We start from the raw sequence: 26900 nt of genomic DNA, 5'->3' as shown, positions 1-26900 counted from the left end.
CAAGCAACTAACCTGCTAATTGGCGTTCTTTAATCTCAGCAAGTGTTTTACATTCAATACATAAATCAGCAGTTGGGCGCGCTTCTAGACGACGAATGCCAATTTCAATACCACATGAATCACAGAAGCCAAATTCATCTTCTTCAATCAATTGTAATGTTTTTTCAATTTTTTTAATGAGTTTACGTTCACGATCTCGTGTGCGTAGCTCTAAACTGAACTCTTCTTCTTGAGCTGCTCGGTCAACCGGATCAGGGAAGTTTGCTGCTTCGTCTTGCATATGCATAACTGTGCGGTCAACTTCTTCGCGAAGCTGCACTCGCCAAGCATCAAGAATTTTCTTGAAATGCTCTAATTGAGCAGCGTTCATGTACTCTTCGTTGGCTTTCTCTGCGTACGGCGATACGCCCGCTAATGCTAAAATACCTAGTACTTTTTTGGCTGGCATGCTTATTCTCCTAAATGCTACATCGACCTACATGGCGAAGTTGTTGCTCTTTCATTAAAAGCTACACCCGTGGTTGCAATTGCCAATAATAAATAGACCTGAAATACCCAGTCTATATTGCGTTGCACGAATCATAATTCAAGGCTTTCGTTACAATTAACTTAAAAAATAATTATTCTTCTTTTAAATCAAACGGTTATGGGTTCGTTCGGAAAAGTGGAAATATTTTTGTATACTATTTTTTAACAATTTATTTTTGAGCAAGCTTTTTTAACAATTTTTGTTAGGGTGAGTCAATGTATTTAACTCTTTTTTTTGGTTAATCCGTTACATTTTCCGCTAATTTTACCGGCAAGGCGTCGACCAAAGTCATTTGAATGTTGCTGATATCTTGCTTAAAGCTTACTTTGTAAGCAATAACCTCAACACCCTGCTCCTTAGCCTGTGATAGAAGTTCTGCATATTTAGCGTCAATATGCTGTGCGGCCATAACGCTTTCAATCCCACTATGAAGTACAGCAAATAACAAAATAGCTCGATGACCTTGTTGTTTCATTTGCATGAGTTCACGTAAATGCTTCTGGCCACGAAGCGTGACTGCATCAGGAAAGTAGCCTTGCTTACTTATAGAGCCATCACCTAGCAGGGTAACACTTTTAACTTCTATATAAGTTAACACATCGTTTTCGTCAGTAAGTAAGAAGTCGATTTTACTATTTTCATCACCGTATTTTACTTCTCGTTTTAACGTTTTATAGTTGTGCAGTTCACTAATTGTTCTATTAGTCAGTGCTTCTTCAACTAATTGGTTGGCACGTAGGGTATTTACACATATAAAATGATCATTCTGTGTTTGAGTGATTTCCCAACTGTAAGGATACTTACGTTTTTTATTATCGGAAGTACTATACCAGACAGTATCTTTTTCTGTAGCACAACCGGTCATAGCACCTGTATTGGCGACATGAAGTGTTGTTTCAGTGCCATCTTCTAATATGATATCTGCAAGGAAACGTTTATAACGTTTGATTAAAATCGCTTTTTTAAGATTTATGTTCATTGGAAAAATAAATGATAAGTTTTATTAATGTTACGTTATGTACTGACAAACCGCTAACTTTTGTTAGTGGTACTTAATTGGCCAACAATACTCGCTAAAATTATTGCAAAGTTAGCCGTTTTGATAAAATATTTCTTAGATGTTTTGGTGCTGTCGTTAAAAAGTACAACAAGAAAATCGCAGTATTATACCGTTAAATAATCCATTTTCCCTGCTGAACGCCCTCGTTTAAAGCTGAGGTTTGGCTAGGTTTACATTAATTAAATAACTACTTTTCAAAAAATATCGGCTTTGCTTGATGATGAGTATAAACTAAGTCGTATTAATTTATGATCTTCAGGATAGTTTATGACCCAAGTAACAAATATTCATTTATCAAAGCAAAGTAGTAGTAATAATTGGCAAAGTGACAACCTTGTTCAGTATGTTGATAACGAACTTCATATCTGTTTGAAAGATTCAAGTGGTAGCCCCTTAAGACAGATTCAAAAAGCAGCACGTAGCATTGAGAAACTTGGCGTTAAGCATGCACGTTTATCTGGTGATAACTGGCAAGCTAATACTCAATGGAGTTTTGCACTCGGTTTTACTTGTGTCGGAAAATTAACTAACGTTGAATTTACCGGTAGCAGCGAATGTATCAACAGTTTGAACGACAAATTAGCTGTTTTTGCCTGGAGCCGTGATTTAATTAATCAAACACCTTCTGAGCTATATCCGCTTAAATTGGCTGAGTTAGCAGCAGATTATATTAATGCTCAAGCACCTGCTTATGTCACCAGCAATATTATCTCTGGCGATGAATTGCAACAGCAAGGCTGGGTGGGCATTTATAATGTTGGTAAAGGCAGTATTAATCCGCCGTGTTTATTAGAAGTTGATTTTAACCCAACAGGCGATCCTGATGCGGCTGTATCTGCTTGTTTAGTCGGTAAAGGTATCACTTTTGACAGTGGCGGTTACAGCTTAAAGTCAAACGCAGGAATGTTTGACATGAAATGTGATATGGGCGGTGCTGCAGTGGTTGCGGGAGCTATGGCATTAGCCATTAGACAAGGTCTAAATAAACGCGTTAAGTTATTTTTATGTTGTGCTGAAAATATGGTCAGTAACGATGCTTATAAGTTGGGCGATATTTTAACTTATAAAAACGGTGTAACGATGGAAGTCGCTAACACCGACGCTGAAGGTCGCATAGTACTGGCTGACGGTTTATTAGCAGCAAGCGAAACTAAGGCGCCTCTTATTATTGACGCAGCAACACTAACAGGTGCGGCGGTAATGGCTACTGGTGGTGAATACAATGCTTTATTTACTTTAGACAACCAAGCTGCAGAGCAAGCGAAAAAAGCCGCAGAGCAAGTGAATGAGCCAATATGGCAATTTCCTTTAGCCGTTTGGCATCAAGATAAATGTCCATCTGAATTTGCAGATACGGCAAACAGTCGACCTGTACCGGGTGGCGGTGCTGGCGGTGCAAGTAATGCTGCGGGATTTTTATCTAGATTTGTCGACAATGAAGGAGCAGGTTGGTTACATTTCGATTTAGCGACGGCTTATAATGGCAGTAGCACTAGCCTGTTTAGTGCCGGAGGGACTGGCTTAGGTATTGCCACGATCGCTGAGTTAATTAAGTAATTTTTAATGTGACGTGTTAATCGATATAAAGCACAATAATGAACATTATTGTGCTTTTTTTTAGGCATTTATATATTTACATTCTTAGCGGTTATTTACCTGTTTTAGGCTGGCGAACGAAATATAACAATATGGCTTGAAACGTTTGTGATAGAGTGACCATCAGCTTGTTACCCGACCCTATTTCATAAAATTAAAATGTCTGTTTCTCCATTACCCATAGAAAACATCAAAGCGGAATTTCTTGATGCATTAACTCAGCATCAAACTCTTGTACTATCTGCTCCGCCAGGCGCGGGTAAATCAACAGGCCTACCGTTATGGCTATTAGCACTTGGCCAATTTAAAGGTAAAAAAATATACTTACTTCAACCTCGTCGTTTAGCGGCTAAAACAGTTGCTTGTTTTTTAGCGAAGCAGATAGGTCAGCCGGTCGGGAAAACAGTCGGTTATCGGTTGAAAAATGAAAGTAGGGTATCTGAAAATACTCAATTGGAGGTCATCACTGAAGGTATATTCACCCAAATTATTCAGCATGACCCTGAGCTTGAAAATTGTGCTTTAGTGATCTTTGATGAGTTTCATGAAAGGTCACTTCATGCAGATTTAGCTTTTGCATTAGCACGAGATACACAACAAGGGTTACGAGACGATTTAAAAATATTATTAATGTCAGCAACGTTAGCGACTGCTGAATTACTCAAGCAATTACCCGACGCCGTTTCTCTTGCTAGTGAAGGTCGAAGTTTCCCTATTGATGTTAGTTATTCGCCAGTAAAAAATAGCCGATTATGGCGTGAACACGCGGTTAATATTTGTAAGAATGCAATAAACTCGCACCAAGGTTCAATATTGGTTTTTTTACCCGGTATCGCTGACATTCGTTTTCTTGCTGAAAAGTTAGGTGAGTTATTACCCAAGCATTTTTTATTATGTCCATTATATGGCAACTTAACGCTTGCGGAGCAACAACAGGCAATTTCGCCTACCGAGCAAGGGCTTCATAAAATTGTTCTAGCAACTAATATTGCAGAAACGAGTTTAACTATTGAAGGAATTGATTTAGTTATAGACTGTGGTTTAGAAAAAGTCGCCATCTACGACCGGCAAACGCTGACAAATCAGTTACAGCAGCGTAATATTTCTAAGGCCTCTGCAATACAGCGTATGGGACGTGCGGGTCGAATGATGGCAGGTAAATGTATTCGACTTTACAGCGACGAAGATTTTCAGCGCAGGAACGAACAAAGTGCCAGTGAAATTCAACAAGCTGACTTACTTCCTATGGTTATAGAGGTTGCACGCTGGGGTGTTAAGCAATTTAATGAACTACCTCTGATAGAACTTCCGGCAAAACTACTCGAAACTCAAGCATGGCAAGAATTACAAAAGCTGCAGATACTTGACGATAAAAGAAACTTAACTCCACTTGGCAAAAATGTTGCTGGTTTTGCTTGTCATCCACGTTTTGCTAAAATGATTGTGAGAGCCTCAGCATTAGAAAAAAAACATCAATACTTAGGATTAACAAACCTCGCCGCATTGTTAGCGTCATTGCTTGAAGACCGAGATATATTTCGTGGTGAACGTGCATTTACCGATTGTGACTTACGTCACCGTTTGAGTGAGTTAATTCAGCAATCAAACAGCAAAAAATATCAGTCATTTTTCCTACAAACAAAAAAACACTTACAAAGAATTAATGAAGTTTCAGTATCGAATTTATCAAGCTTACCAGTGGAATTAACCGGATTATTACTTGCTTTAGCTTATCCCGAGCGTATTGCTAAACAACGGGCACAATACGGCCATTTTTTAGCTGAAAATGGTAAAGGTCTTATGATCAATGAGCAAGATGCGCTGGCGAGTGAAGATTATATTGTGGCTGCTAATTTAGCTGAATACCAACAAAAATTACAAGTAAGACTTGCTGCACCGGTTGATATTAAAAAGCTTATTAATTTGGGAATTATCGCTGAAAAAAAAATAAAACAACTTAATTACGATTCGAAAACCCAACGTATAAGTGCTAAGCAGCAAACAGTATTTGGTGCTATTGTCTTGTCAGAAAAGCCCAGTAATGAACAAATAAGTGATGAAGCACTAGCTACTTTATGGCAACAACAAATTGAGCGAAATGGTCTGTCCTATCTTCATTGGCGCGAAGCTGATCAAAAATTACTCAGTCGTTGGCGTTGGGTTAATCAAACTCAGCCGCATTTAAATTTTCCTAATGTTGAGGAAAGTGATTTATTACAACACTTAGCGTTATGGTTAGTTCCTTTTATTGGTGCGATTAAAAATAAAAACCAGCTAGATAAAGTAAATTTATCATCGGCATTACTATCGTTACTTGATTATAACCAGCAAAAAACCTTCGCTCGTATTGCCCCTGAGTATTTTGTTGGCCCAACAGGAAGACGTTGCCCAATTCGATATAGTGTCGAGCAAGCGCCAATTGTTTCAATGCCTATGCAAGAGCTTTATGGCGTGAGTGTTACCCCTAAGGTTGGCGATGATCAACATAACAGCGATGTTTCCTTGATTATTGAGCTGCTATCGCCGGCAAAGAGACCTATTCAAGTGACACAAGATCTCATTGCTTTTTGGCAAGGAAGCTACAAGGAAGTACAAAAAGAGATGAAAGCAAAATACCCTAAGCACTTTTGGCCGAATGATCCCGCTAATGCAAAGGCGACTAACCGCGTTAAAAAATATATGTAATGAAGCATTAGCTTTATTAACGGATGAAAATACTATTTAAAATGACTAATAATGTGAAAAAAGAAACCAAAGAAAAGAGTTCTACCAGAGCCTCTCGGGTAAGTTGGTGCTGGCATACTGCTTTGAAATTGTTCATCACCTTTATATTTTTATTTAGCTTTTATGCGGTTTACCTCGACAGTAAAGTGAAAGATAAATTTGAGGGGCAACGGTGGAACATTCCCGTGCAAGTTTATGGCAAAGTTGACAGTTTCAAAGTTGGCGATAATGCTTCACTTGCTCAACTAAAGCAAAATTTACTTTTGTCTGGTTATCAGAGAAAGCAACAGGCGCTCAACCCGGGAGAATTTGCTTTATCAAAGACGACGCTGATTGTTTATCGTCGCGCTTTTGATTTTGGCAACGGTAATACGCACGTAGAGCGTTTCACTATTAATATTGCCGGTAACAAAATACTTTCTTTGTTTAATGAGCAAGGAGCTATTGAAAGTTTTTCATTTGAACCTTACTCACTGGGACGATTAGTTCCTGAAAACAAAGAAGATAGGGTGATAGTCTCACTACAAAGAGTACCAGAGCAACTTATTGATACCTTACTATTAGTTGAAGACCGTGATTTCTATTTTCATGCGGGTGTTTCCCCATTAGGAATTTTTCGAGCTTTAGTGGCTAATATTCAAGCAGGGAGAACGGTTCAGGGAGGGAGTACCTTAACACAGCAACTGGTTAAAAATATGTTTTTAACCCGTGATAAAACACTCTGGCGTAAAGTTAACGAAGCGGTTATGTCGATTATTTTGGAGCTTAGATATAGCAAAGATCAGCTACTTGAAGCCTATATAAATGAAGTCTATTTAGGACAACACTATGCTAATGGTATTTATGGTTTTGGCTTAGCAGCTAAATTTTATTTTGGTCAGCCGATCCAATCTTTAACGATTGAACAAATGGCCATGCTTGTTGGGCAGGTCAAGGGGCCTAGTTATTATGATCCTTGGCGTCATCCTAAAAATGCTAAAAAGCGACGAGATCTTGTTTTACGGTTGATGTATCAAAATGAACTGATCTCACAAAAAAACTATCAAGCGGCAGTCGTATCACCTTTATCTATTCGTAAAACTCGCCGTTTAGCCAATAAAAAGTTTCCTGCTTATTTACAATTGGTCAAAAAAGAACTTTCTGAAAAGCTTTCAGCGTTCCAACAACAAGCGGGTGTTCGAGTTTTTACAGGCTTTTCAATAACAGCACAAATGAATGCAGAACAAACGATAGCTAAGCATATCCCTGAGCTAACAATACTAAACAAAGGCGAGTCCTTACAACTTGCCATGGTGGTTACCGATATCAAGTCAGGTGAAGTAAAAGCCTTAGTTGGCGATAAAAAAGCGGGTTATGCCGGATTTAACCGAGCATTAGATGCTAAACGTCCCATCGGTTCATTAGTAAAACCCGCAATATACTTGGCCGCTCTAGAGCGTTATCAACAATATAACTTTGCAACCTTATTGAACGACGAACCTATTGTACTTATCAGCGATGGGGGCAAAGAATGGCGTCCAAATAATTATAATGGAAAATTTGAAGGCAAGGTAAGCCTACATGATGCTTTAGTTAGGTCGTTAAACGTGCCAACAGTGAATTTAGGTATGCAACTCGGCTTAGAAAATATTGCCAATATCTTTCACTTGCTAGGTTATCCCGAAGATATCGTCACTCGCCCTAGTATGTTATTGGGCTCTTTAAGTTTATCACCATATGAAATTAATCAGCTTTATTTATCTATAGCCAATCAAGGATTTAAGAGTAATAGTCATGCGATTGACCGTATTATCTCGGCACAGGGCGAAACTTTATGGCAATTTGAAGCGCCAGACGAGCAGTTGTTCTCAACTCAAGCTATGTATTTACTTGACCATGCTTTATCACAAGTAACCGAAGTGGGAACGGCTAAGTCGCTTACTTGGCGTTTAGATGGGGCAGCAGTAGCAGGGAAAACGGGTACCACCAATGATCAAAGAGACAGTTGGTTTATTGGTTATGATAACCAAAACTTAGTGACGACTTGGCTAGGTCGTGACGACAACAAACCGACCAACCTAACAGGCAGTAGCGGCGCTTTAGTGCTATTTGCACAGTTTATGAATAAAAACGGTGTGGTTAACAAAAGTCGTTTAATGCCTGAAAATATTGCATTAACTAATTTTGAATCTTCCAGTGGTATCGCCGTCAGTATCGAGTGTGCTGAAATGATTAGTTATCCGGCAATAACGACAGGTCTTTTAATAGAGCCGCATTGTTTAGGAAAAAAGCTGACAGAAAAGAAGAAAAAGTTATCTTGGTTCGAACAACTTTTTACTGATTAGCATGACAGGTTTACTAATGTATCTTGTTTTTTTATCATGCCTTTTCTTGCATGTTTATTATACAGATACTATTGTATAAAAAATTAGCTGGCTCATAGGATTGCTTGTTAATCATAAGGGATTGATATCACGTATAAAATTAATACGCTGGATCTGATATGAAGCATCGTTTAAGTTTTGGCTTTTATAATATATTTGCAAATAATATTATTGAAGTAACCGCTGATGAAGGCGTCGAAATGACACTTGAAATGGTTGAGGAATGCCATGAATTTGTGCATGAGAACGTAGAAGGGGATTTTGCCTTGTTAATCAACCGCATTAATAACTACACCTATACTTATGAGGCGAAACTTTCAGTCGCATCTTATGAAGGTTTAAAAGCGCTTGCCTTTGTTTGCTATTCTGAAAAAAGTGTCTTAGTGACGAAGAAACTGCAGGCAAGTCGTTCATTTGATCAATGGAAATATCCGGTATTTTCAGGTTTAGAATTAGGTTGGCAACAAGCTTATCATTGGCTTGAAAATGAATTACTGGCCGTTAAAGTAAATTAGCGTCACCGTTAATAAAAAGGGATAGCCATCGGCTATCCCTTTTTATTTTAAGGATGGTCTTGTTAAAAAATGAGCATCCTTGTGCGTCAACGGGCGTGGTTTAGTCGCTAAACCACGCTAATTTTTACATTATAGTTGAGCAAAGCACTTATCAGCAGCGGCTAACGTTAATTCAATCTCTTTATCGGTATGAGCCATAGATAAAAAGCCAGCTTCATAAGCTGAAGGTGCCAAGTAGATGCCGTTTTCTAGCATTAAGTGGAAGAAACGTCTGAACTTATCTGTATCGCAAGCGGTTGCTTGTTCAAAAGTAGTGACAGGCTCTGGTGAATCAGTAAAGAAAAAACCAAACATTGCACCAGCATAGTTAATGCTTAATGACACGCCATTGCGCTCGGCTGCTGCTTTTAAACCCATAGCAAGCTTTTCAGTTGATGCACTCAATTGCTCGTGTTTATCACCGATGCTTAATTCATTTAATGCCGCTAAACCGGCAGCCATAGCGATAGGGTTACCCGATAAGGTACCTGCGTGGTAAACAGGGCCAATAGGTGCAATATAATCCATAATCTCTTTTTTACCGCCAAACGCACCGACAGGCATACCACCACCAATAACTTTACCTAACGTCGTTAAATCAGGAACAATATTGTAATGTGCTTGAGCCCCACCTAATGCAATACGAAAGCCGGTCATTACTTCATCAAAAATCAATACACTTTTATGTTCATCACAAACGTCACGTAGACCTTCAAGGAAACCTTCTACCGGAAGAACACAGTTCATGTTTCCAGCAACAGGTTCGACAATAATACAGGCGATTTCATCTTTATATTTAGCAAAGATTTGTCTAACTTCGTCAATATTATTAAAACTAACGGTTAATGTGTGCTTGGCAACATCAGCAGGAATACCAGGTGAATTTGGCACCCCCATGGTTAGTGCACCTGAGCCTGCTTTTACTAATAGCGAATCAGCATGACCATGGTAGCAACCTTCAAACTTTAAGATTTTATCACGTCCAGTGTAGCCACGAGCTAACCGAATTGCGCTCATGGTAGCTTCTGTACCTGAGCTGGTCATTCGAATGCGTTCCATTGACGGTACTAGTTCACGTACCTTCTCTGCCATAGTGATTTCTAGCTCGGTAGGTGCGCCAAAACTTAAGCCATTTTGAGCAGTTTCAATAACTGCTGCTAAAATAGCCGGGTGGTTATGGCCTAAAATCATTGGTCCCCAAGAACCGACATAATCAATATAAGCTTTATCATCGGCGTCATAAATATATGCACCTTCAGCGCGTTTAATAAAACAAGGCGTACCGCCAACACCATTAAATGCACGAACAGGCGAGTTTACGCCACCGGGAATAATTTGTTTTGCGCTGTTAAAAAGTTGTTCTGAATGGTTCATAAATTGCCTACTTTGTTAATTATAATACGACTAACATTAAATAAACTGTTGTCGCTTATATACTTAAGAATTATTTATTTGTTGGTGTACCAAGTCACTGGTTTTTCAAATTGGCTGAGCTTATTTTCAACACCCAGTGTTAAGGCAAATAATGCCATACGTACCAGTACACCATTTTGGGCTTGTCTAAAAATAGCTAGGTTGTCTAAATCATTTAAATCACTATCAAGCTCGTTTGCTTCAGGGCGAGAATCGCGTGGTAAGGGATGCATTATCACAGTATGTTGCTGGCAAAACTGCTGATAAACTTCTCTATTTAAGCTGAAATGACCACGGTACAAATTAGCTTCGTCTTTACTGGCAAAGCGCTCTTGCTGAATGCGCGTTTGATAGATGATATCGCACGATAAATTATGGTCAATTTTATCGGTAACCACAACTTGATGTCCGGCATTGGTTAAGGATGAGATTATACTGTCGGGCATGTTAAGTGCGTCAGGAGATATCATCGTTACTTTCATGTTTTTATATAAGCTGAGTAATTTTGATAATGAATGTACGGTTCTCCCGTGTTTGAGATCACCCATTAAGACAATATTTAAACCGTCTAAAGTTTTGTTATGTGGCGCCATTTCAGATTGCATGGTAAACAAATCAAGTAAGGCTTGTGTTGGGTGTTCATTAGCTCCATCTCCGCCGTTAATAACCGGTACACTACTGCCTTTTGAAAACTCTTCAACTGAATACATCGTGGGATGTCGCATCGCAATAATATCAGAGTAGCCGCTAATAACACGTGCCGTGTCAAAGAGAGATTCACCTTTACTCAACGATGAATTTTCTTGTCCAACGGTCTCACGAACAGCACCACCGAGAAGGTTAAAAGCCGCACCAAAACTGACCCGAGTACGGGTACTGGGCTCGAAGAAAAGATTGTTGAGAATTGCGCCATCCAACACATGACAACGCTTCTTACGCATAGCATAAGGGGCCATTAGTGATGAAACTTCTAAAATACGAGAGATAGCATCGCGATTAAGCTGCGAGACAGAAAGGATATGACTTCCTTCAAACTTCATCATAAAAAGTTACCTAAAATTATAAGACTGCGACTATTTTTGATGCAGGAATATAGCACAATTCAGAAATGTTGAGAATAGATTATCGCTGTTATTCAATTTCTGTGTGTCTAAATCAAAGCGTTCAAATTAATTAATGAAAGCTTCTTATGGGCTATAAACCAGAATATGAGCAAAGATAAGCCATTAGAAAGGTTTTAAATACACCAAATATAATATGGCGAGCAATATAAGGACGGGAAATTCATTAAAAATTCGATAAAATTTTCCTGAACGTACATTTTTATCTTCTTTAAAATCTTTAACTAACTTAAAACAATAACCATGGTAAGCGAGCAGTAAAATCACTAAAGTTATTTTTAAGTGCAACCATTTTGAAGCAATAAACCAAGCGTACCCGTAATAATAAATCAAGGCTATGCCTAAAGACACGGTTAACACAGCGAAAGGTGTTACAAAATATAACAAACGTTTTTCCATCCCCTTTAAATGCTCGGCGACTTCAATACTAGAGGTTTCAGCATGATTAACAAACAGGCGTGGTAAATAAAAAACACCAGCAAACCAAGCGACCATAAAAAAAACATGGCAAGCTTTTAACCATAAAAGAGTTGTCATACTGTTGTTTTTCCTTCTAATAAATAACTTCTGATCTGTTCAAAAGTAATAATACCTAAGATCTCATTAGGATCATTATCATAAATATAAACACCACCATCTCGCTGTTCAATCAGGGCTAAATAGGCTTCAGCTAAAGTTGATTGGCTTTGCAAAGGTAGTAGCTGTAATTGTACTATTTCAACGCGCTTAGTGCCTGGCTCGTGTTTTATTTTTAACCATGAAAATGTTGAGTAAGGACTAAGACTTTCTGTTTCAGGTGCTACTTCAATAATAACATGATTTAACAATTCAACATTCTTCAATGCCCTGAAAACTTCCAAAGAACATTCTTGTTGATAAACGCTAATATTTTCCTGTAAAACGCCTAATACACCGATACGTTGCAATGATTTCTCGATGGGAGATTTTCGATATTTGAGACCCTGCTGCTCAAGTTGCATAACAAATACCGATCGGTTGTTGAAAAACTGCCCTGAAAAGACACAGGCAGTGGTGATAACTATCATTGCTGGCACAACAACCTCTAACTGATTTGACAACTCGACTACCGTTAATAATGCGGCAAGGGGAGCGTTTAGTGTTGCTGCTAAGAACCCCGCCATACCCATTAAGGCATAATCACCAGCAAAATTTTCTCCGGGTAGATAACCCGTAGCTAATACTGAAACACAGGTGCCTACAATAGCACCAATACCAATAATAGGACCGATAATACCACCAGGAATACCTAGGCCTAAAGCGGTAATGGTCATCAAGATTTTAGCGAATAAAACCCCAAGTAATAATTGTAAAGGAATATTATTTTCTAAGGCAAACGTTATTACACTTAAGTCTGTGCCCATAGCAAAGGGTACAAAGAAGCCAAGTATGCCAGTAATTAATGCTGCTAACATAATGCGTGGCACAATATGAATCGAGCTCGAATATTTTATAATAAGGACTAAGTATCGGTTAAAGCCATAGGCTAATAACCCAAGTATTAACCCTAATATAATCAAAACAGGGTAATGATGAAAACTTAGGGATATTTTACTAAAATATCCAAATTCATGGGCAGGCCCCAAAAGGCTTCGGGTGATCATTGACCCCGTAATAGAAGCGATCATTACAGGAATAAAAATATGCACTTTGTATTCGCGTAAAATAACTTCCATAACAAATATAACAGCGGCAATGGGGGTATTAAAACAAGCGGAAATACCTGCGGCAATGCCACATGCACAAAGTGTGCGTATGGTATTAAAAGGTAGATTTAACTTGTTACCTAAATAACTGCTACAAGCGGCTCCTAAATGTATAGCAGGTCCTTCTTTTCCAACTGAGAAGCCTGAGGCTAATGCAATCACACTGCCGAAAAATTGATTTAACGTATTGCGAAATGGAATAATGCCATTAGCTACTTTTAGGCGATGTAATACAAAAGGAATGCCGGTGCGTAAATACTGGTAGCCGGTTAGCCAAGCAAAAAATAAAATGACTAATCCGCCTACGATAGGCAAATGGAAACGACTTAAAGCATCTAAGCTGGTATAATTATCTTTTTGGACTAAATAAAAGCTTTGAACTGTCTCAATGCTGTAGGAGAATAGCACAACTAAAAGTGCTGATGCAGTGCCACCTAAAGCGGCTAACAAACAAAGTTGCCAGGAAGTTCTCGGTAAGGCTAAACGTTTTCTAAGTAAAGAGAGCGATATCATAATAATGAAAGGGTGCACCTTTTATTGTTTGAGCCTAAAAATATTTATTAACTCGTTGGATATCATAATACTTTTCAAATGAATTGGTTAGCAAAAATAAATCTAAATACGGTTGTTGTGCGTTTAGGCGCATTTCGTTCCGCCCTTTTACTTCTTCTCGTGATTGTTATCTGTCTTTACAGTGGCTATCGTGTTGGGAATTTTTATCATGGTTATCAAGTTAAAACGTTAGCACAACAGCAAACGCGATTGAGTAAACTTTATGAAAAGAATGTTCAGCAAAATAGTCAGATTAATACCCTTGAAGTAGAGTTAGAAGTTGAACGTATGGCTAATCAGCACTCCCAAGAGCTTTTAAAAAGCATGGAGTCTGAGCATTATGAAGTAAAAAAAGAATTAGCTTTTTATGAAAAAGTGATGGCACCAGAAAAAACCGCTGATGGATTGGCGATTGATCGAATGATGATCCACCCAACAGCCAGTCCACATCATTTTCGTTTTCAAATTGTTTTAATGCAACAGCAAGTACGTAAGCGTTTTGCTAAAGGCTATGTCGATTTTACTTTATTGGGGAGCTTAGATAATAAGCCAAGCGAATTAAAGTTAAGTAATATATCGGTATCTACAAAGAAAGATTTATCTTTTAGTTTTCAATACTTTCAAATTGTTGAAGGTGAGTTCACTCTTCCTGCAAACTTTTTACCCGAAAAATTAGCGTTAGCTGCTATTTTACCAAAAAATAGATGGCAAAAATATCAGCGAATAGACCAGAGCTATATCTGGAATGATTTATTAAAAAACACTCAATAATGACAAGTGTTTTTTAATTATTCACGCTATTCCTCAGTAAGCTTTTCCATAAGTGCTATAGCAGCAGCTCTGTTAGGAAGTGTACTTTCATTTTCTAACGCAGCCTTTAGATATTTCTTTGCTTCACCCTTGCGATCTAATTGATATAAAGTAACAGCTAAGTGATACTTTATTTCAGCATTGTTGAAATCTTTAACAATAACTTGTCTAAATATAGGTAGTGCCAAATCTGCTTGTTTATTTAGGGTATAAGACCAAGCAAGTGTATCCATTATTGCGACATTATCAGGTAATATCTTGTCTGCTTTTTTTGCATACGTTAATGCCTGAGGGAACTGCTCCAGTTTAATGAATACTTGTGCGGCATTATTCAACAAAATTGGCAGTTCAGAAAACACCTCAATTAAATCTTGGTATTTTTTAGCAGCACTCTGCAGTTGATTTGTTGCGACTAGTGTATCCGCGATTGCTATTTGAGAGGTAATGTCTCTTGGATTTTCTTTAACCCAAAGGGTCAATAAATCAAGCGCCTTTGAAAATTGTTCTTGTTGTTTGTATACACGATATAAACCATAAACGGCGGGTCGGTTTTGACTTTTTTTCAAGGAAGCTAGAAATATTTTTTCTGCTTCGGCTAGTTTTCCTAATTGTAAGTATAAGTTACCCTCAAGGTTGTTTAAAAATATAATATTAGTACTTTTTTTGGCTATACGCTTTAAAATATCGAGCGCTAACGTTTCGTTTTTTTGTTGCAGATAAATATCAAACAACTTTAAATGGGAGTCAAGATTTTCAGCATTCCATGAAATAGATCGTTTTAAGCTGAGTGTAGCGCCTTCAAAATCTGATCGTGACAATTGTGCATCAGCAAAAATATTATAAACATTTGATTTATCATTACTATTTTTAACCGCCAATTCGAAAGTACTAAACGCTTTTTGGTATTCTTTATCTGCCATGTATAAATTAGCCAGTGCTAGATAAATACTTCCTGCTTTGTTGTTTTTGTTTAAAAACTCACTGGTTAAGGTTATCGCTTCTTTCAATTGGCCAAGCATGACTTGTATTTCAATAATATTTATTAATGCATTGGGGTTAGTATTATCAACACTGTAGGCTTTTTTGTAGGCTGATAACGCTTCATTATTATTGTTGGTTAGGCGATGTATATTACCTAGCTCAATCAGTAAAAATGAATTGGGTTCTGTTAGTTCAACGATTTTCTTATTTATTTTTGCTATCGCTTTTTCTGGCTGTTGTTCTATAACATCGATTCTTGATAAATGGACAAGTGTCCTAAGGTTGTTAGGGTTTAACTTTAGTGATTGTTCTAGTGATTCTTTTGCTAGTAGGTGCTGTTCTAATTGACCTAATAAAATACCTTTTTTTAAGTGCAAAACGCTATCATCACTTTGTAAAATTAACGCAAGGTCTAATTGCTCTAGTGCCTGTTCAAACTGATTGTTTTGTTGGAAGGCCTCTGCGAGCAGCACAATAAAACTTATATTAGCATCTATTGATTTTGCTAATTGAAGGTGAGTAATAGCTTGTGGGAACTTTCCTGTTAAAATTTCTAACTTTGCTAACTCAAATAAAGGTTGGGGATTTTCTTTATCACTGTCAATAACATCTTTGAGGTAATCTTCAGCAAGTTGTAGTTCTCCTAATACGGTATAGGTCTGACCAAGAAGCGACCATGTTTCAACGTCGTCAGGGGCTACTAGCTTAGATTTTACTAATAATGTTTTTGCACGAAAGGGATTATTTAATGCGAGTTCAATTTGAGCGGCTAACTTTAACGCTCTTATATCGTCACTAATAATAGCGATATATTTTTGCAAAAAATCTTGAGCCTTTAAGTTTTCTTGTTGCTGAAAACTAATCACACCCGCTAAATAAAGATACACGGGATTCTGTTTCATTATATCTTCGGGTAATCCCATTAATACGGTATTGATATGAGCGGTTGTTTTATTAACTTCTTCAGTATTACCTAAGGCACTGTTTGCAATTATCTTTAAATAATTTGCTTTCGGCTCATTGGGGATTTCTGTGATGATTATACCAAGGTCGTTTAAAGCAAGTTGAAAATCACCCAGTTCAATATATAAACTGGCTCGTGTAAGTAACGCAGGAAAATCTTTATTGTTTAGCTCAATAACTTGTGAAATTATTTTTAACGATTCAATCCGATTGCCAGCTTGCTGTTCTATATTAGCAAGCATTGTCAAAGCGACACTGTTTGTTGGCGATAAAGAGAGTGCTTTATCAATATAGGCTCTTGCTTGGAGCATATTTCCATTAAGCAGTTCTACTTGTGCTATGCCTAATTGGGCTTTGATACTACTAGGCATATACTCTAAAGCTTCTTGGAATAAAACTTTTGCTTGCGCTAAGTTATTCATCGCTATAAAAGCACGTCCTTGCAATACGGCAACTTTACTCAGTTGTTGTTTTTGAGTTATAGAAGCCATTGGCGCATTAATTACTTTTTTATATTTTTGCTGTAAAAGATAAGCTTCAAGCATTAACGGCAGTATTTTACTTTCATCAGCATTCTTTTCTTGAGCGTTTTCTAGTTGATTTTCTGCCGAAGCGCCATCACCCATAGCAATATATACTTCGGCGAGTAACACCATAGAAGGTAAATGTTCAGGATCATTTTTTAAGGCATTCTTTAAATGAATAATTGCCGCATTGAGTTCAGAAAGGTAAAAGCTTGCTAGGGCATCTTCATAAGGTTTATCTGCGTTTTGATCGGGCAAAGCCAGAGCATGCGAACTCAGCAATAAAATTGTGCCGGAGAGTAAGGCTAAAGTCGTTTTTACCAAAGAGGCCATTTAATTATTTCTCTTATGAAAATCAATTGCTAAGGATACTAGGAGTCATTATGAATATCTAGCAGATCTTTAATTGTTTAAGTTGTACCGTTAATAGTTGTCGATATTTTTTACACTTTTAGGTAAAATAACCGATATATCAAATAATATAATCCTATGCACTTAAAAATAAAGGGCTTTTTAATCTTGGCTTGAATATTGAGTTGTGTGGGGTCAATAAGTAAATAAAATTTATACATAGTCTTGTGTTTTTATTACACATGTTATTTATGCCAGTATTTAGAAGTAGGTTTAAAATATGAAATGTTTAAAATGGATTGCAATCGCTGCACTTTCAGTATCAAGTATTAACGGGTTTGCTGTGGATATCCCGGCGGAAACGATCATGGATAAATATATTGGTGCAGGTTACGATGGCGATATTAATGGTAGTAAGTATAGATATGACATTGATAAGATGGTGGTTTCTCGAGTTGGAACAATACTAAATGTTAATATTTTCACATCATTTTACAATAACATTGGCGATAATGATATTGAGTTAGGTGATTTGTTTATGGCCGCGGACAAAGACCTTAATAACAGCGGAACATCTCCTTGGAATCCAGACGGTGCTCTGCCAAACACGGGTGATAGATATTCTAAAACGGATACTAATACGGGTACAAACTGGAACTATGTTTATGACCTTGGCAGTTCACGTAATAATAAATCAGGTACAGGTGACTTGAGAACAGGGTTTTCTAACAACAACTTAATCGTTTCATCAGATGAACATCGAAATGCCCGTTACAATCAAGCTGTTCGGTCTGGTAATGATGGTACAACTATTACATCTTCAGATTGGTCTGTTGGCGGTCGTTCTTATAAAATAGGAAATGTTGGTTATGGTAAAGTTAGTTTTTCGTTTGATGTTGCCAATACTGCATTAGCGACAGCTAATCAAATTGCCTTTCGCTGGGCAATGACCTGTGCTAACGACATTATTGAAGGTGTAGCTTCTTTTGCTCCTCCTAAAGATACTATTGCAGTGCCAGAGCCACAAACATTTGTATTAATGTTACTTGCTATGTTTGGTCTTATTTACCGTAGAAAAATAACTCACTAATTGACCGTTAGCTACTGACCCGTTAGTGGTTTAATTAATGCGCTATATTTAATTATATAGCGCATTTTTTGTATATATTTAAGATGAAATTTTTCTTCTTGCTGATAAATTTTACTATCTCAGACAATACTTGACTAAATTAGTCAAGTTTAAGATAATACACGCGAGACACTCCCGTAACATCTTTGTAAGTAGAGCAATATGTCAACTCCCGAATTACCAATAAAATTTTCCGATGCCGCCGCAAATAAAGTATTATCTTTGATCACAGAAGAAGAAAATCCGGAATTGAAATTACGTGTTTATGTAACAGGTGGTGGTTGCTCAGGGTTTTCATATGGATTTACTTTTGATGAAAAAGTAAATGACGGTGACATGACTATTGTGAAAAAAGGCGTCACTATGGTTATTGATCCTATGAGTTTACAATATTTAGTTGACGGCGAAGTTGACTATATTGAAGGTTTAGAAGGTAGTAGATTTTTAGTACATAACCCAAACGCTTCATCAACCTGTGGTTGTGGATCTTCTTTCTCAATCTAATTCTCTTTAGTTACATTGCGATTAACAAAAAGCCAGCGAAATATCACTGGCTTTTTTGTGCTTTTTTTTCAGCTACGGCCATTCTTTTATTTAAAAAGTTTTTTAAATTAGGCATGCTATTACACCTGATACTGCCGCCAAGCAAGGTTGACATCGCTTTTAGCGCACTATTAAATTTACTGCTATTACAATCTACCTCTTTAATTTTTGCTTTCGCTGGGGCTAACTGATCATACGTTGTGATGGATTGGCCAACGGTACTCTTCTCGGTTAGGTATTTAGTTAAGCTGTTGTTTGCAGCGTTTTCACGGGCTTGGTTATCTAAACGTTGCTTAAGCTTCTCCAGTGACGTTTGACTCATTTTTTTACTTGATGTTTTACTCTCCAACACGTTTTTATCAATTGGCTGTTTAGATAACTTTGCAGGCTGTATCTTCCTATTATTGGTTTTTTCTAACCATTCATTACTTCTTTTTTTTCATCTGTTGGCATGGTTTCTTTAATGGCTAGCGGTTCCTTGCTGGAAGTAAGAATCGCTTTTTTCCTTAACCGTAAAGGAAAATATAGGCGAGCTTGAATAATAGGGTTAACCGAATCGTTATTTTTTACTGCGCTAAGTGGAACTGTTGATAACCCTTGTGTAAAAATGATCAGTACAGCTATATGCAAGATAATTGAGAAGGTCAGTCCTTTGCTTAATTTATTCAAATGCAATCCTCCTTGTTTACTTTATATTTAGCGCTGTAGTATTGAGCTATAAATCTTTTAAAAGTTCAGTATTCGCTTAATTAGGGCTCAATGGTTTTAATAAAGATAGTTTGCCACTTTTTTAAGGCGAACCTATTTGCATGTCGGCGCAAGATTCTTGATACTGAATTAATTCTACAATCAATAATATCTATAAAAGGGAATATAATGCTTAAAGTGCCTTTTCAATCTGTAATAAAAACGCTTGTTTTCAGTAGTACTTTGTTAGCTTTATCAAGTTCAGCGGCAACACTGACTGAATCAGAAACTAAGCAACTGACACAATTAAAAAATACCGCTCTGCAATCTAATTTGTCCTATCAAGTCTTAGAATCTTTAACCACGGAAGTGGGGCATCGATTAATGGGTTCAGAAGGTGATAGAAAAGCTGTCATTTGGGCGCAAGCTAAAATGAACGCTTTAGGCTTTGATAAAGTGTGGACAGAAGAAGTCACGGGTACTTTTTGGCAACGTGGTGAAGCACAAGCGAAAATAATCTCGCCTTATCCTCATAAGGTCGTCGCCATTGCTCTTGGTGGCAGTATTGCTACCAGTGAAGAAGGGTTGATTGGAAATGTTGCACATTTTGAAACCTTAGCTGACTTAATCGCGGCACCAGATAACAGTTTAGATGGAAAAATTGCATTTGTTTCTTATCAAATGGAAGAGCATATCGACGGTAACGGCTATGGTCCAGCCGTAGGTACGCGTGTGGGTGGGGCAGTTGTAGCCGCTAAAAAAGGGGCATCAGCATTAATTATGCGTTCTGTAGGTACAGACAATAACCGTATAGCTCATACCGGCATTATGCGTTATGAGGCTGGCGTGAAAAAAATTCCTGCGGCTGCGCTTTCAAATCCTGACGCAGACTTACTTGTTAATCAATTAAAGCGTAATAAACCGGTTAGCTTTTATCTAAAATTAACCAACCATACAGATGCTAAGATAACAGCTGTTTCTGCCAATGTCATTGGTGAAATAACCGGTAGCGAATTTCCTGATGAAATTGTCTCAATTGGAGCCCACCTTGACAGCTGGGATGTCGGTACGGGTGCATTAGATGATGGTATGGGTGTTGCTATGATGCTTGCCTCTGCTCACCATATTGCTCAATTACCTATACGTCCAAAGCGCACTATACGCGTCATTCTTTTTGCAGCTGAAGAAGTAGGTTTATTAGGTGCAAAAAAATATATGGAGGTCCATGAAAAAAATATGGATAATCATATCATTGGCGCTGAATGGGACTTTGGTGTTGGTCAAATTTATAAAATGACTTCGGGTGTTGGTAAAGAGTCATTAACGGCAATTAACGACCTTGCTAAGCATCTTGCGCCATTAGGCGTTGAATTATCAAACGATAATAATGCACAAGCACAATCAGATATGAGTGTGATGAGCGCTGCGGGTATGCCAAGCATGAATTTTGCACCTGATGGTACCAAGTACTTTGATTATCACCACACAGAGAACGATACCTTGGACAAGGTGAACCCTGAAGACTTAAAGCAAGCAACAGCGGTTTACACCCTATTTGCTTATTTTTCAGCCCAGTCAGGAATTAACTTTAGAAAATAATATGAGGAGTCGTGAAAAGTTAAGGCTGATTTTTCGCGACTCATTATTCATCACTTCGTAAATATAATCCCTTATTCTTTTTATTTAGCTCACGACACTTGCTCTTCTATTCGTACAAGTATAAGAAACATTTATTGTTTTCTTGATTTTATTAGAACTATAAACTTAACTTTTAATAAATATACTTACTCATAGTCAACAGAAGAAGTTCTCTAAAGTGCTCCACGAGAGTAAATGAATAGTACCTTCACTGTGCCTTATTTTCAGTTTTATTAAAAAAGGTGAATTAATCTTTGGTGTTTACTCGCGTTAATGCTGGTAAAGTAATAGGTGGCTACAGCCATTTATCATGAGATTACTAAAAACGTATCCAGCTAATCACCTTATGATTTATAATAAGTTGAACTTAGCCTAGCGATTGAATAACAACAGACTTTCTTGTGGAGTGTATGCTTGATAAGCACTTCTAGCAGATTTAGAGCATTGTGTAGAACGGAGTCTAGTCATTGAGTTTCATGTAAGCTCAACTTAAGAAAATGCTAATGTAAAAGTAGTTAAAAATTTTTGAAGGCCCGAAGGGCTTATTATTTGAGTATTTTAACAATGTACGGTGCATCGTACGCCATTTACGATTAGGATAAATATGAAGTTTTTTAAAGAATTACCTATATTTCATAAAATATTAGCAATACTAGCGATTGCAATTTTGAGCTTTGTTATTAATTTACTTATTAACATTACTGCCATCTCTAAAAACCAAATATTATTACAAAAAATTCAAAATACTACGATTCATTTGGTTAACTTAACCAGTGAAAATGTCAGTACTTGGCAACGTGTAGATGAGCTCTACAACCAGAGTGTCTCTTTTGGTGATGAAGAGTTAGTTGATCAAGCTAGTCAGTTCGTTACGGTGTTAACCGGTAATTTAACGCGTATTGATTCACTTGAACCCGCATTTTCCGATACTTCTACTCTGGTCTCATTAAGCAACGAGTATAATGACATCGCGCGAAATATTTCAGTAGGATTTATCAAGGAAGAAATCGATTTTCAATTGGCCTCAACAAAGACCAGTATTGATAATAAAGCAGATATTTACCAAAAGGTTACTGACCGCTTAGCCCAGGAAAAAGAAAAGGCGGCTAAAGTATTTAATACCTTGGTTGAAGAAACAGTGGCTAACTCTAGTGACTCAAGAGATTTAAGTATTTTAGTAGGTATTTTACTTTTGGTTATGATGTCACTATTGAGTATCGTCATCGCACGTTCAATTAGTCATTCAGTATTAAATATTGATGCTTCTTTAAAAGAACTGGCAGAAGGTGATGGTGATTTAACCAACCAGATTGAAGTCATGAGTCAGGATGAATTAGGCAGTGTTGTTAAGAACTTTAATGCTTTTACTCAATTGCTAAGAGGTATTGTTTCAGATGTCATTGATGTTGTGCCACCCCTTACCAAAAGTGCTGAACAATTGGCTGAAAAGGTACGTGATGTTGATGCTAATGTACAAAGCCAAGCAGAAGTGGCTGAAATAACAAAACAATCTATGGTTGAAATGCAATTTAGTGTTACTGATATTGCTAAGTCTGCCGCAGAAGCCGCAAATGCTGCAGGTTCTGGAGAAGCAGAAGTTAATCGAGGCATGGAGAATGTTCAGCGTTCTTTACTTATCTCAGGTGAATTAGTCCACGAAATTGGTAATGCAGCTGATGTGGTTGATAGGCTCGCTAAAGACTCACAGAACATGAATAAAATTCTTGATGTTATTAATGGAATCGCCGAACAGACAAATTTATTAGCGTTAAATGCTGCCATTGAAGCGGCTCGAGCGGGCGAGCAAGGCCGAGGCTTTGCTGTAGTTGCCGATGAAGTTAGAAGTTTAGCTTCAAGAACAGCGTTATCTACTACTGAGATTCGTGGTTTACTAGATAAGCTCATTTCAGCGGCTGACCAGTCGGTAAGTACCATGGGATTAGCGCGAGAAAAAGCAAATACCAATGAGGAAATATCACTTGCCGTTGATAAATCTTTAACAAATATAAAAGAACAAATCGGTCATATTAGTTCAATGAACAGCCAAATTGCTACGGCAACAGAAGAGCAATCTTGCGTTGCTGAGACCGTTGTTAATAATATAGAGCAGATGTATAACAGTTTTGGAGCGACTCAAACGGCGATCGAAGAGATTGGTAATGTGGCTCATTTAGTTGATAAAAATGCCATTCAATTACAGAAGGCAACATCGAAGTTTAAGGTTTAAGACCTTTACCCTTCCATTAAAAGAAATTCGATGATTTTGTTCATATCTAGATCAAAATCATCGGCTCTTACCCCTCGAACAATAAAGTCTTCATTGTCGGATAAATTTATATCTTCAGCCATTACGTAACGGCCATCTAGAGAATTATAGAATGAACGCACATTAGGATTGATTGGATCGCCATCATTTCTGCTTTCGACAATAGCCAGTTTATTGGAACTCAATTCGACTAATGAACCAACAGGATAAATACCCATACACTTGATAAATAAGTCGACTAAACGCTGATCTAAATGCTCTTTTTGCGCCAAACTTCGTAAAATACTAAATGCTTTTATATGGCTATAACCCTCTTTATAACAACGGTTGGCGGTTAGGGCATCAAAAATGTCACAAATGGCAATCATCCGACCATATTTCGTGATTTTTTCTTTAGGGATGTTATAAGGGTAGCCAGTGCCGTCGAGCTTCTCATGGTGGAGTGCAGCAACTTCAAGACTCAATTCGGAAATACCCGGCGTCGACTCTATTATTTTTATCGAATGGTTTACGTGGCTTTTCATAATGGTAAATTCAGCTTCTGTTAACTTACCCGGTTTATTTAAAATGCTATCTGGGATATTAATTTTACCGACATCATGTAAAAAAGCACCAACTGAAAGTAACTGAATTATTTTTTTGTCTATTTTTAAAAAGCGCGCAAAAATCGTCATTAATACAGAAACCGATACTGAATGCTCGAGTAAGTACTCATCTTTTTTCCTGATATTGATCACACAGGCTAAGGCATCCGCATTTTTAAATACGGTATCAATGGTTTTATTCGTTATTTCAATAACGGGTGTTAGGTTTATATTTCGTCCTTGTTGAGCATCTGAAAATACTTGCCGTTGAATCTCTTTTGATTGATTAAAGAGTTTTTTCGCTTTGTTTATCTCTAAGATAATGGGGGATTTATTACTTGCTGGTAAGGGCGTCTCTTTTATACGACCAACAATATTATTATCGGCATCGAAGGTGAGTGTTTTGCTGGTATCAATTAATAAACTTTCGACGCCCCTGCTACGCAAATTACCTATAACCTTGATATTTTTTATATGGCCAGGGGTTGTTAAGCTGTATGCGCCTCGTTGTTTGGCGATATCAACCACATAATGCCCTTTTAATAATCCTGAAATTTCAATTTCAACAATCATAAATAATATACTCGTTAAACTAGCAGCTGTTTTCTATTATTCTTTAGTTGATATAAATGGGTATCCGCCTCTTTTAGCAGTTCGTCCATAGAACGTTTACCATCACTTGCTGCTACCCCACAGGTTATTGTAACGGGTAAAATTGCTTGTTGATAAGGCATAGGGTTTTTAATAAAAAACTCGCTTAAACGTTTTGCTGCTAGTTCTGCTTCTTGGTATTTTTGGCTTGCCAATACCACAACAAATTCATCGCCTGCGAAACGAAAACAGCGGTCATTTTCTCTTATTAATCCTTGTAAATTTGTCGCTATATAAGCCAGTACTCTATCACCACAATCATGACCGTATCGGTCATTAACTTGTTTGAAATCATCACAATCAACAAATAATAGTGAAAAGGGAACGCCATACCTTTGCTGTCGTACTAACTCCTCAGCAATAAAAATTTCCATTAAACGACGGTTGGCAACACCGGTTAAGCGATCATAATGTGCCATGTATTCAAGTTGCTCTCGAATGAGCACATTGGATAAGCACAAACTTACTTTAGTAGCGAGTTGCTCTAAATGAAAGGTGCCGAGTATATTACTAAAGCGACTTTTATCTCTATCAGAAAACAATAGGCTACCAAAAAGTTGCCCTTCTAGTATTAAGGGAATAAGCGCAATAGATTGTGCTTCTATAAGTAATTCAGGAGGTATAACAGCAGGTAAATTATCTAAATCATTCGTTAGGAAAGGTTTACTGTCATGATGAAAAGCTTTTAGCTGCTCTAAAGATATTTTGTTACTATGTCGTTGTTGCCAATTCGATTGCAATCGTTCATTGAATAAATAGCTGATCGGTGTTGGTTCAACCAAAAGTAAAGTAATCTCAGTGATATCAAATTTTTGTTGTATGGAGTTCAACAAACGTTGGATAAGTTCTTCACAAGATTTACTTTCAAGTACTTCTTTTTCTATTTCAAATAGCTTTAGTGCAATGTTTTCATTAGCTTTTGAGTTGGCGATTAGTTGCTCAATCTCTAATTCTGACATAATCATTTCTTGTTTTATGAAACCGTTTTAATTGTGTTCTTTTCAGAGCTATTGTGCAAGGGCTTAGTCAGGTCCCCTTTGTTAATCGCTATATTTACTAAAACATCACTTTTAAACGCTAAGGTAGTTGAGATAATGGTATTAATATTGCTTAATCTTTAATCGTTGATAAGAGAGGATGTTGGCAACAAAAAAATGTCAGTCTTTATTACTTAACCTTTTTTATGTTCAGCCGATAATAAGTTAATGCTTATATATTTTTTTGAATTTTTGGATTGTCATTTATGCGATTTTTATTAGTAATTTTAGCGTTGTTATTTTTTATAAGTAATACCTGCTATGGTCAAAAACTTGAAGCAGTGCAAATTTATACAGATAACCAGCTTTTGGGTTTGATTAAAGAGAATAAACATTTGGGGCAAGTTGTGCTCGACGAATGTCAGCTTGTACAAGACATTGAAGCACGAGCCACTAAATCAGAATACCCTTCGTACCAATTTCTTTGGGGGGATATGCTAGCGTATGGTGTCTGTGTTAAAAAAGATGTGCCGCTTGGACTTCACTTTATGAAAAATGCTGCAGACCAAGCTTTGCCTGAGGCACTTGAACAACTGGGGCGTTACTACCATACCGGTAAATTTATGCAGGTTGATGTAGAAAAAGCAATGTTTTATCTCAAAGAAGCCGCGGCAGTAAATAATTTAAAAGCACAGATCCGTTTAGCGGATATTTATGCACAAGGCTATGGTAGTCCATTAGACTACCCAGAGTTATATACACAACTTCATCACTCAGTTACCGATGATAAAAAAATTCATCAGCAAATTGCAAAAATATTATCAGCGTTGGCAAATAAAATGCCGGAGCATGTTGTTAATTCAGCCAAAGAAGGTAAATTTTAAGCTGTTTTTCATGTGATGACATTTTTTATCGCATTACTCTCTTAATAGCTTTAGCTAGTAAATCCCATAATTAACATGGGGCTAAACGATTTATATTGCGTTATTAAATTTTAAAAAAGCATCATCATTCGATAAAATTAATGTCTATCGACAGCGTTTTTAATTACCACTTAAAACCAACGCTTTGAATGGTAACGGGTATAGGTATATAATTGCTGTATTAACACATTAATCGAGTTTATCCCCTGAAAGATCCTCATCAAAAACGCGAAGCAC

Annotated in this window: 21 protein-coding genes; 10 read left to right on the top strand and 11 right to left on the bottom strand. The window is 37.3% G+C overall.

All coding sequences use genetic code 11. From position 1 onward, the window contains the following. Positions 1-7: 7 nt before the first annotated feature. Both dksA and sfsA read right to left on the bottom strand, forming a co-directional pair. The gene (dksA, locus tag H4J62_RS01905; RefSeq protein WP_182175389.1) at positions 8-448 is read right to left on the bottom strand and encodes an RNA polymerase-binding protein DksA; all 441 of its coding nucleotides are present in this window, start codon (positions 446-448) and stop codon (positions 8-10) included. Positions 449-767: 319 nt separating this feature from the next. Then, positions 768-1508: a DNA/RNA nuclease SfsA gene (sfsA, locus tag H4J62_RS01900; RefSeq protein WP_182215592.1), complete on the bottom strand. Its 741-nt coding sequence runs from the start codon at positions 1506-1508 to the stop codon at positions 768-770. 348 nt (positions 1509-1856) lie between these two features. On the opposite strand from sfsA, the gene pepB reads away from it, so the two are divergent. The 4 genes from pepB (at position 1857) to H4J62_RS01880 (ending at position 8787) form a co-directional block, all read left to right on the top strand. Further along, on the top strand, positions 1857-3146 hold the full coding sequence (pepB, locus tag H4J62_RS01895) for an aminopeptidase PepB (RefSeq protein WP_182175393.1): 1290 nt from the start codon (positions 1857-1859) through the stop codon (positions 3144-3146). A 198-nt stretch (positions 3147-3344) separates the two neighbouring features. Continuing rightward, positions 3345-5870, top strand: a complete 2526-nt coding sequence (gene hrpB, locus H4J62_RS01890) for an ATP-dependent helicase HrpB (protein ID WP_182215590.1) — start codon at positions 3345-3347, stop codon at positions 5868-5870. 53 nt (positions 5871-5923) lie between these two features. Next, the gene (gene mrcB, locus H4J62_RS01885) at positions 5924-8233 is read left to right on the top strand and encodes a penicillin-binding protein 1B (RefSeq protein ID WP_182215588.1); all 2310 of its coding nucleotides are present in this window, start codon (positions 5924-5926) and stop codon (positions 8231-8233) included. Between the two features lie 158 nt (positions 8234-8391). Beyond that, complete coding sequence (locus H4J62_RS01880) at positions 8392-8787, top strand: hypothetical protein (RefSeq protein WP_182215586.1); 396 nt, start codon at positions 8392-8394, stop codon at positions 8785-8787. 129 nt (positions 8788-8916) lie between these two features. Here the strand turns inward: H4J62_RS01880 and hemL are convergent, their stop codons facing one another. The 4 genes from hemL to H4J62_RS01860 form a co-directional block, all read right to left on the bottom strand. Continuing rightward, positions 8917-10200 carry a glutamate-1-semialdehyde 2,1-aminomutase gene (hemL, locus tag H4J62_RS01875; protein ID WP_182215584.1) on the bottom strand — a complete coding sequence of 428 codons (1284 nt, stop codon included), beginning with the start codon at positions 10198-10200 and terminating at the stop codon, positions 8917-8919. Positions 10201-10274: 74 nt separating this feature from the next. Then, entirely contained in the window at positions 10275-11282 is a 1008-nt protein-coding gene (locus H4J62_RS01870) for an aspartate carbamoyltransferase (protein ID WP_197517584.1), read from the bottom strand. Positions 11283-11465: 183 nt separating this feature from the next. Continuing rightward, positions 11466-11897, bottom strand: coding sequence for a CopD family protein (locus H4J62_RS01865; protein WP_182215583.1), 432 nt, complete (start codon positions 11895-11897; stop codon positions 11466-11468). Then, the gene (locus H4J62_RS01860; RefSeq protein WP_182215581.1) at positions 11894-13597 is read right to left on the bottom strand and encodes a chloride channel protein; all 1704 of its coding nucleotides are present in this window, start codon (positions 13595-13597) and stop codon (positions 11894-11896) included. The genes H4J62_RS01865 and H4J62_RS01860 overlap by 4 nt, the downstream gene beginning before the upstream one ends. A gap of 78 nt (positions 13598-13675) precedes the next feature. Here H4J62_RS01860 and H4J62_RS01855 point away from each other — a divergent pair, with 78 nt between their 5' ends. Further along, positions 13676-14407, top strand: coding sequence for a DUF6776 family protein (locus tag H4J62_RS01855; RefSeq protein WP_182215579.1), 732 nt, complete (start codon positions 13676-13678; stop codon positions 14405-14407). Positions 14408-14433: 26 nt separating this feature from the next. Here H4J62_RS01855 and prsT read toward each other — a convergent pair whose 3' ends face one another. Beyond that, complete coding sequence (gene prsT / locus H4J62_RS01850; protein WP_182215578.1) at positions 14434-17247, bottom strand: XrtA/PEP-CTERM system TPR-repeat protein PrsT; 2814 nt, start codon at positions 17245-17247, stop codon at positions 14434-14436. Positions 17248-17545: 298 nt separating this feature from the next. On the opposite strand from prsT, the gene H4J62_RS01845 reads away from it, so the two are divergent. Then, complete coding sequence (locus tag H4J62_RS01845; RefSeq protein WP_182215576.1) at positions 17546-18355, top strand: PEP-CTERM sorting domain-containing protein; 810 nt, start codon at positions 17546-17548, stop codon at positions 18353-18355. Between the two features lie 201 nt (positions 18356-18556). Next, positions 18557-18898, top strand: coding sequence for an iron-sulfur cluster insertion protein ErpA (gene erpA, locus H4J62_RS01840; RefSeq protein WP_070375537.1), 342 nt, complete (start codon positions 18557-18559; stop codon positions 18896-18898). A gap of 43 nt (positions 18899-18941) precedes the next feature. On the opposite strand, the gene H4J62_RS01835 is transcribed toward erpA, so the two are convergent. Further along, positions 18942-19259: a hypothetical protein gene (locus tag H4J62_RS01835; RefSeq protein ID WP_182215574.1), complete on the bottom strand. Its 318-nt coding sequence runs from the start codon at positions 19257-19259 to the stop codon at positions 18942-18944. A gap of 92 nt (positions 19260-19351) precedes the next feature. Next, a complete protein-coding gene (locus H4J62_RS01830; protein ID WP_182215573.1) occupies positions 19352-19606 on the bottom strand; it encodes a hypothetical protein in 255 nt (84 codons plus the stop codon). Between the two features lie 207 nt (positions 19607-19813). On the opposite strand from H4J62_RS01830, the gene H4J62_RS01825 reads away from it, so the two are divergent. Beyond that, positions 19814-21223 (top strand): M20/M25/M40 family metallo-hydrolase, encoded by a 1410-nt coding sequence (locus H4J62_RS01825; protein ID WP_220470080.1) that lies wholly within the window; start codon positions 19814-19816, stop codon positions 21221-21223. A gap of 643 nt (positions 21224-21866) precedes the next feature. Continuing rightward, a complete protein-coding gene (locus H4J62_RS01820) occupies positions 21867-23489 on the top strand; it encodes a methyl-accepting chemotaxis protein (RefSeq protein WP_182215571.1) in 1623 nt (540 codons plus the stop codon). Between the two features lie 5 nt (positions 23490-23494). Here H4J62_RS01820 and H4J62_RS01815 read toward each other — a convergent pair whose 3' ends face one another. Both H4J62_RS01815 and H4J62_RS01810 read right to left on the bottom strand, forming a co-directional pair. After that, positions 23495-24685, bottom strand: coding sequence for an HD-GYP domain-containing protein (locus H4J62_RS01815; protein ID WP_182215569.1), 1191 nt, complete (start codon positions 24683-24685; stop codon positions 23495-23497). A 14-nt stretch (positions 24686-24699) separates the two neighbouring features. Further along, a complete protein-coding gene (locus H4J62_RS01810) occupies positions 24700-25722 on the bottom strand; it encodes a DUF484 family protein (protein ID WP_182215568.1) in 1023 nt (340 codons plus the stop codon). Positions 25723-26006: 284 nt separating this feature from the next. Between H4J62_RS01810 and H4J62_RS01805 the strand changes: the two genes are divergently transcribed. Continuing rightward, a complete protein-coding gene (locus tag H4J62_RS01805) occupies positions 26007-26624 on the top strand; it encodes a tetratricopeptide repeat protein (protein ID WP_182215566.1) in 618 nt (205 codons plus the stop codon). The last annotated feature ends 276 nt before the right edge of the window (positions 26625-26900 follow it).

The sequence above is a fragment of the Colwellia sp. BRX8-5 genome (genome assembly GCF_014077325.1).
Lineage (GTDB): Bacteria > Pseudomonadota > Gammaproteobacteria > Enterobacterales > Alteromonadaceae > Colwellia_A.
This window is presented reverse-complemented; position numbering and strand designations above follow the sequence as displayed.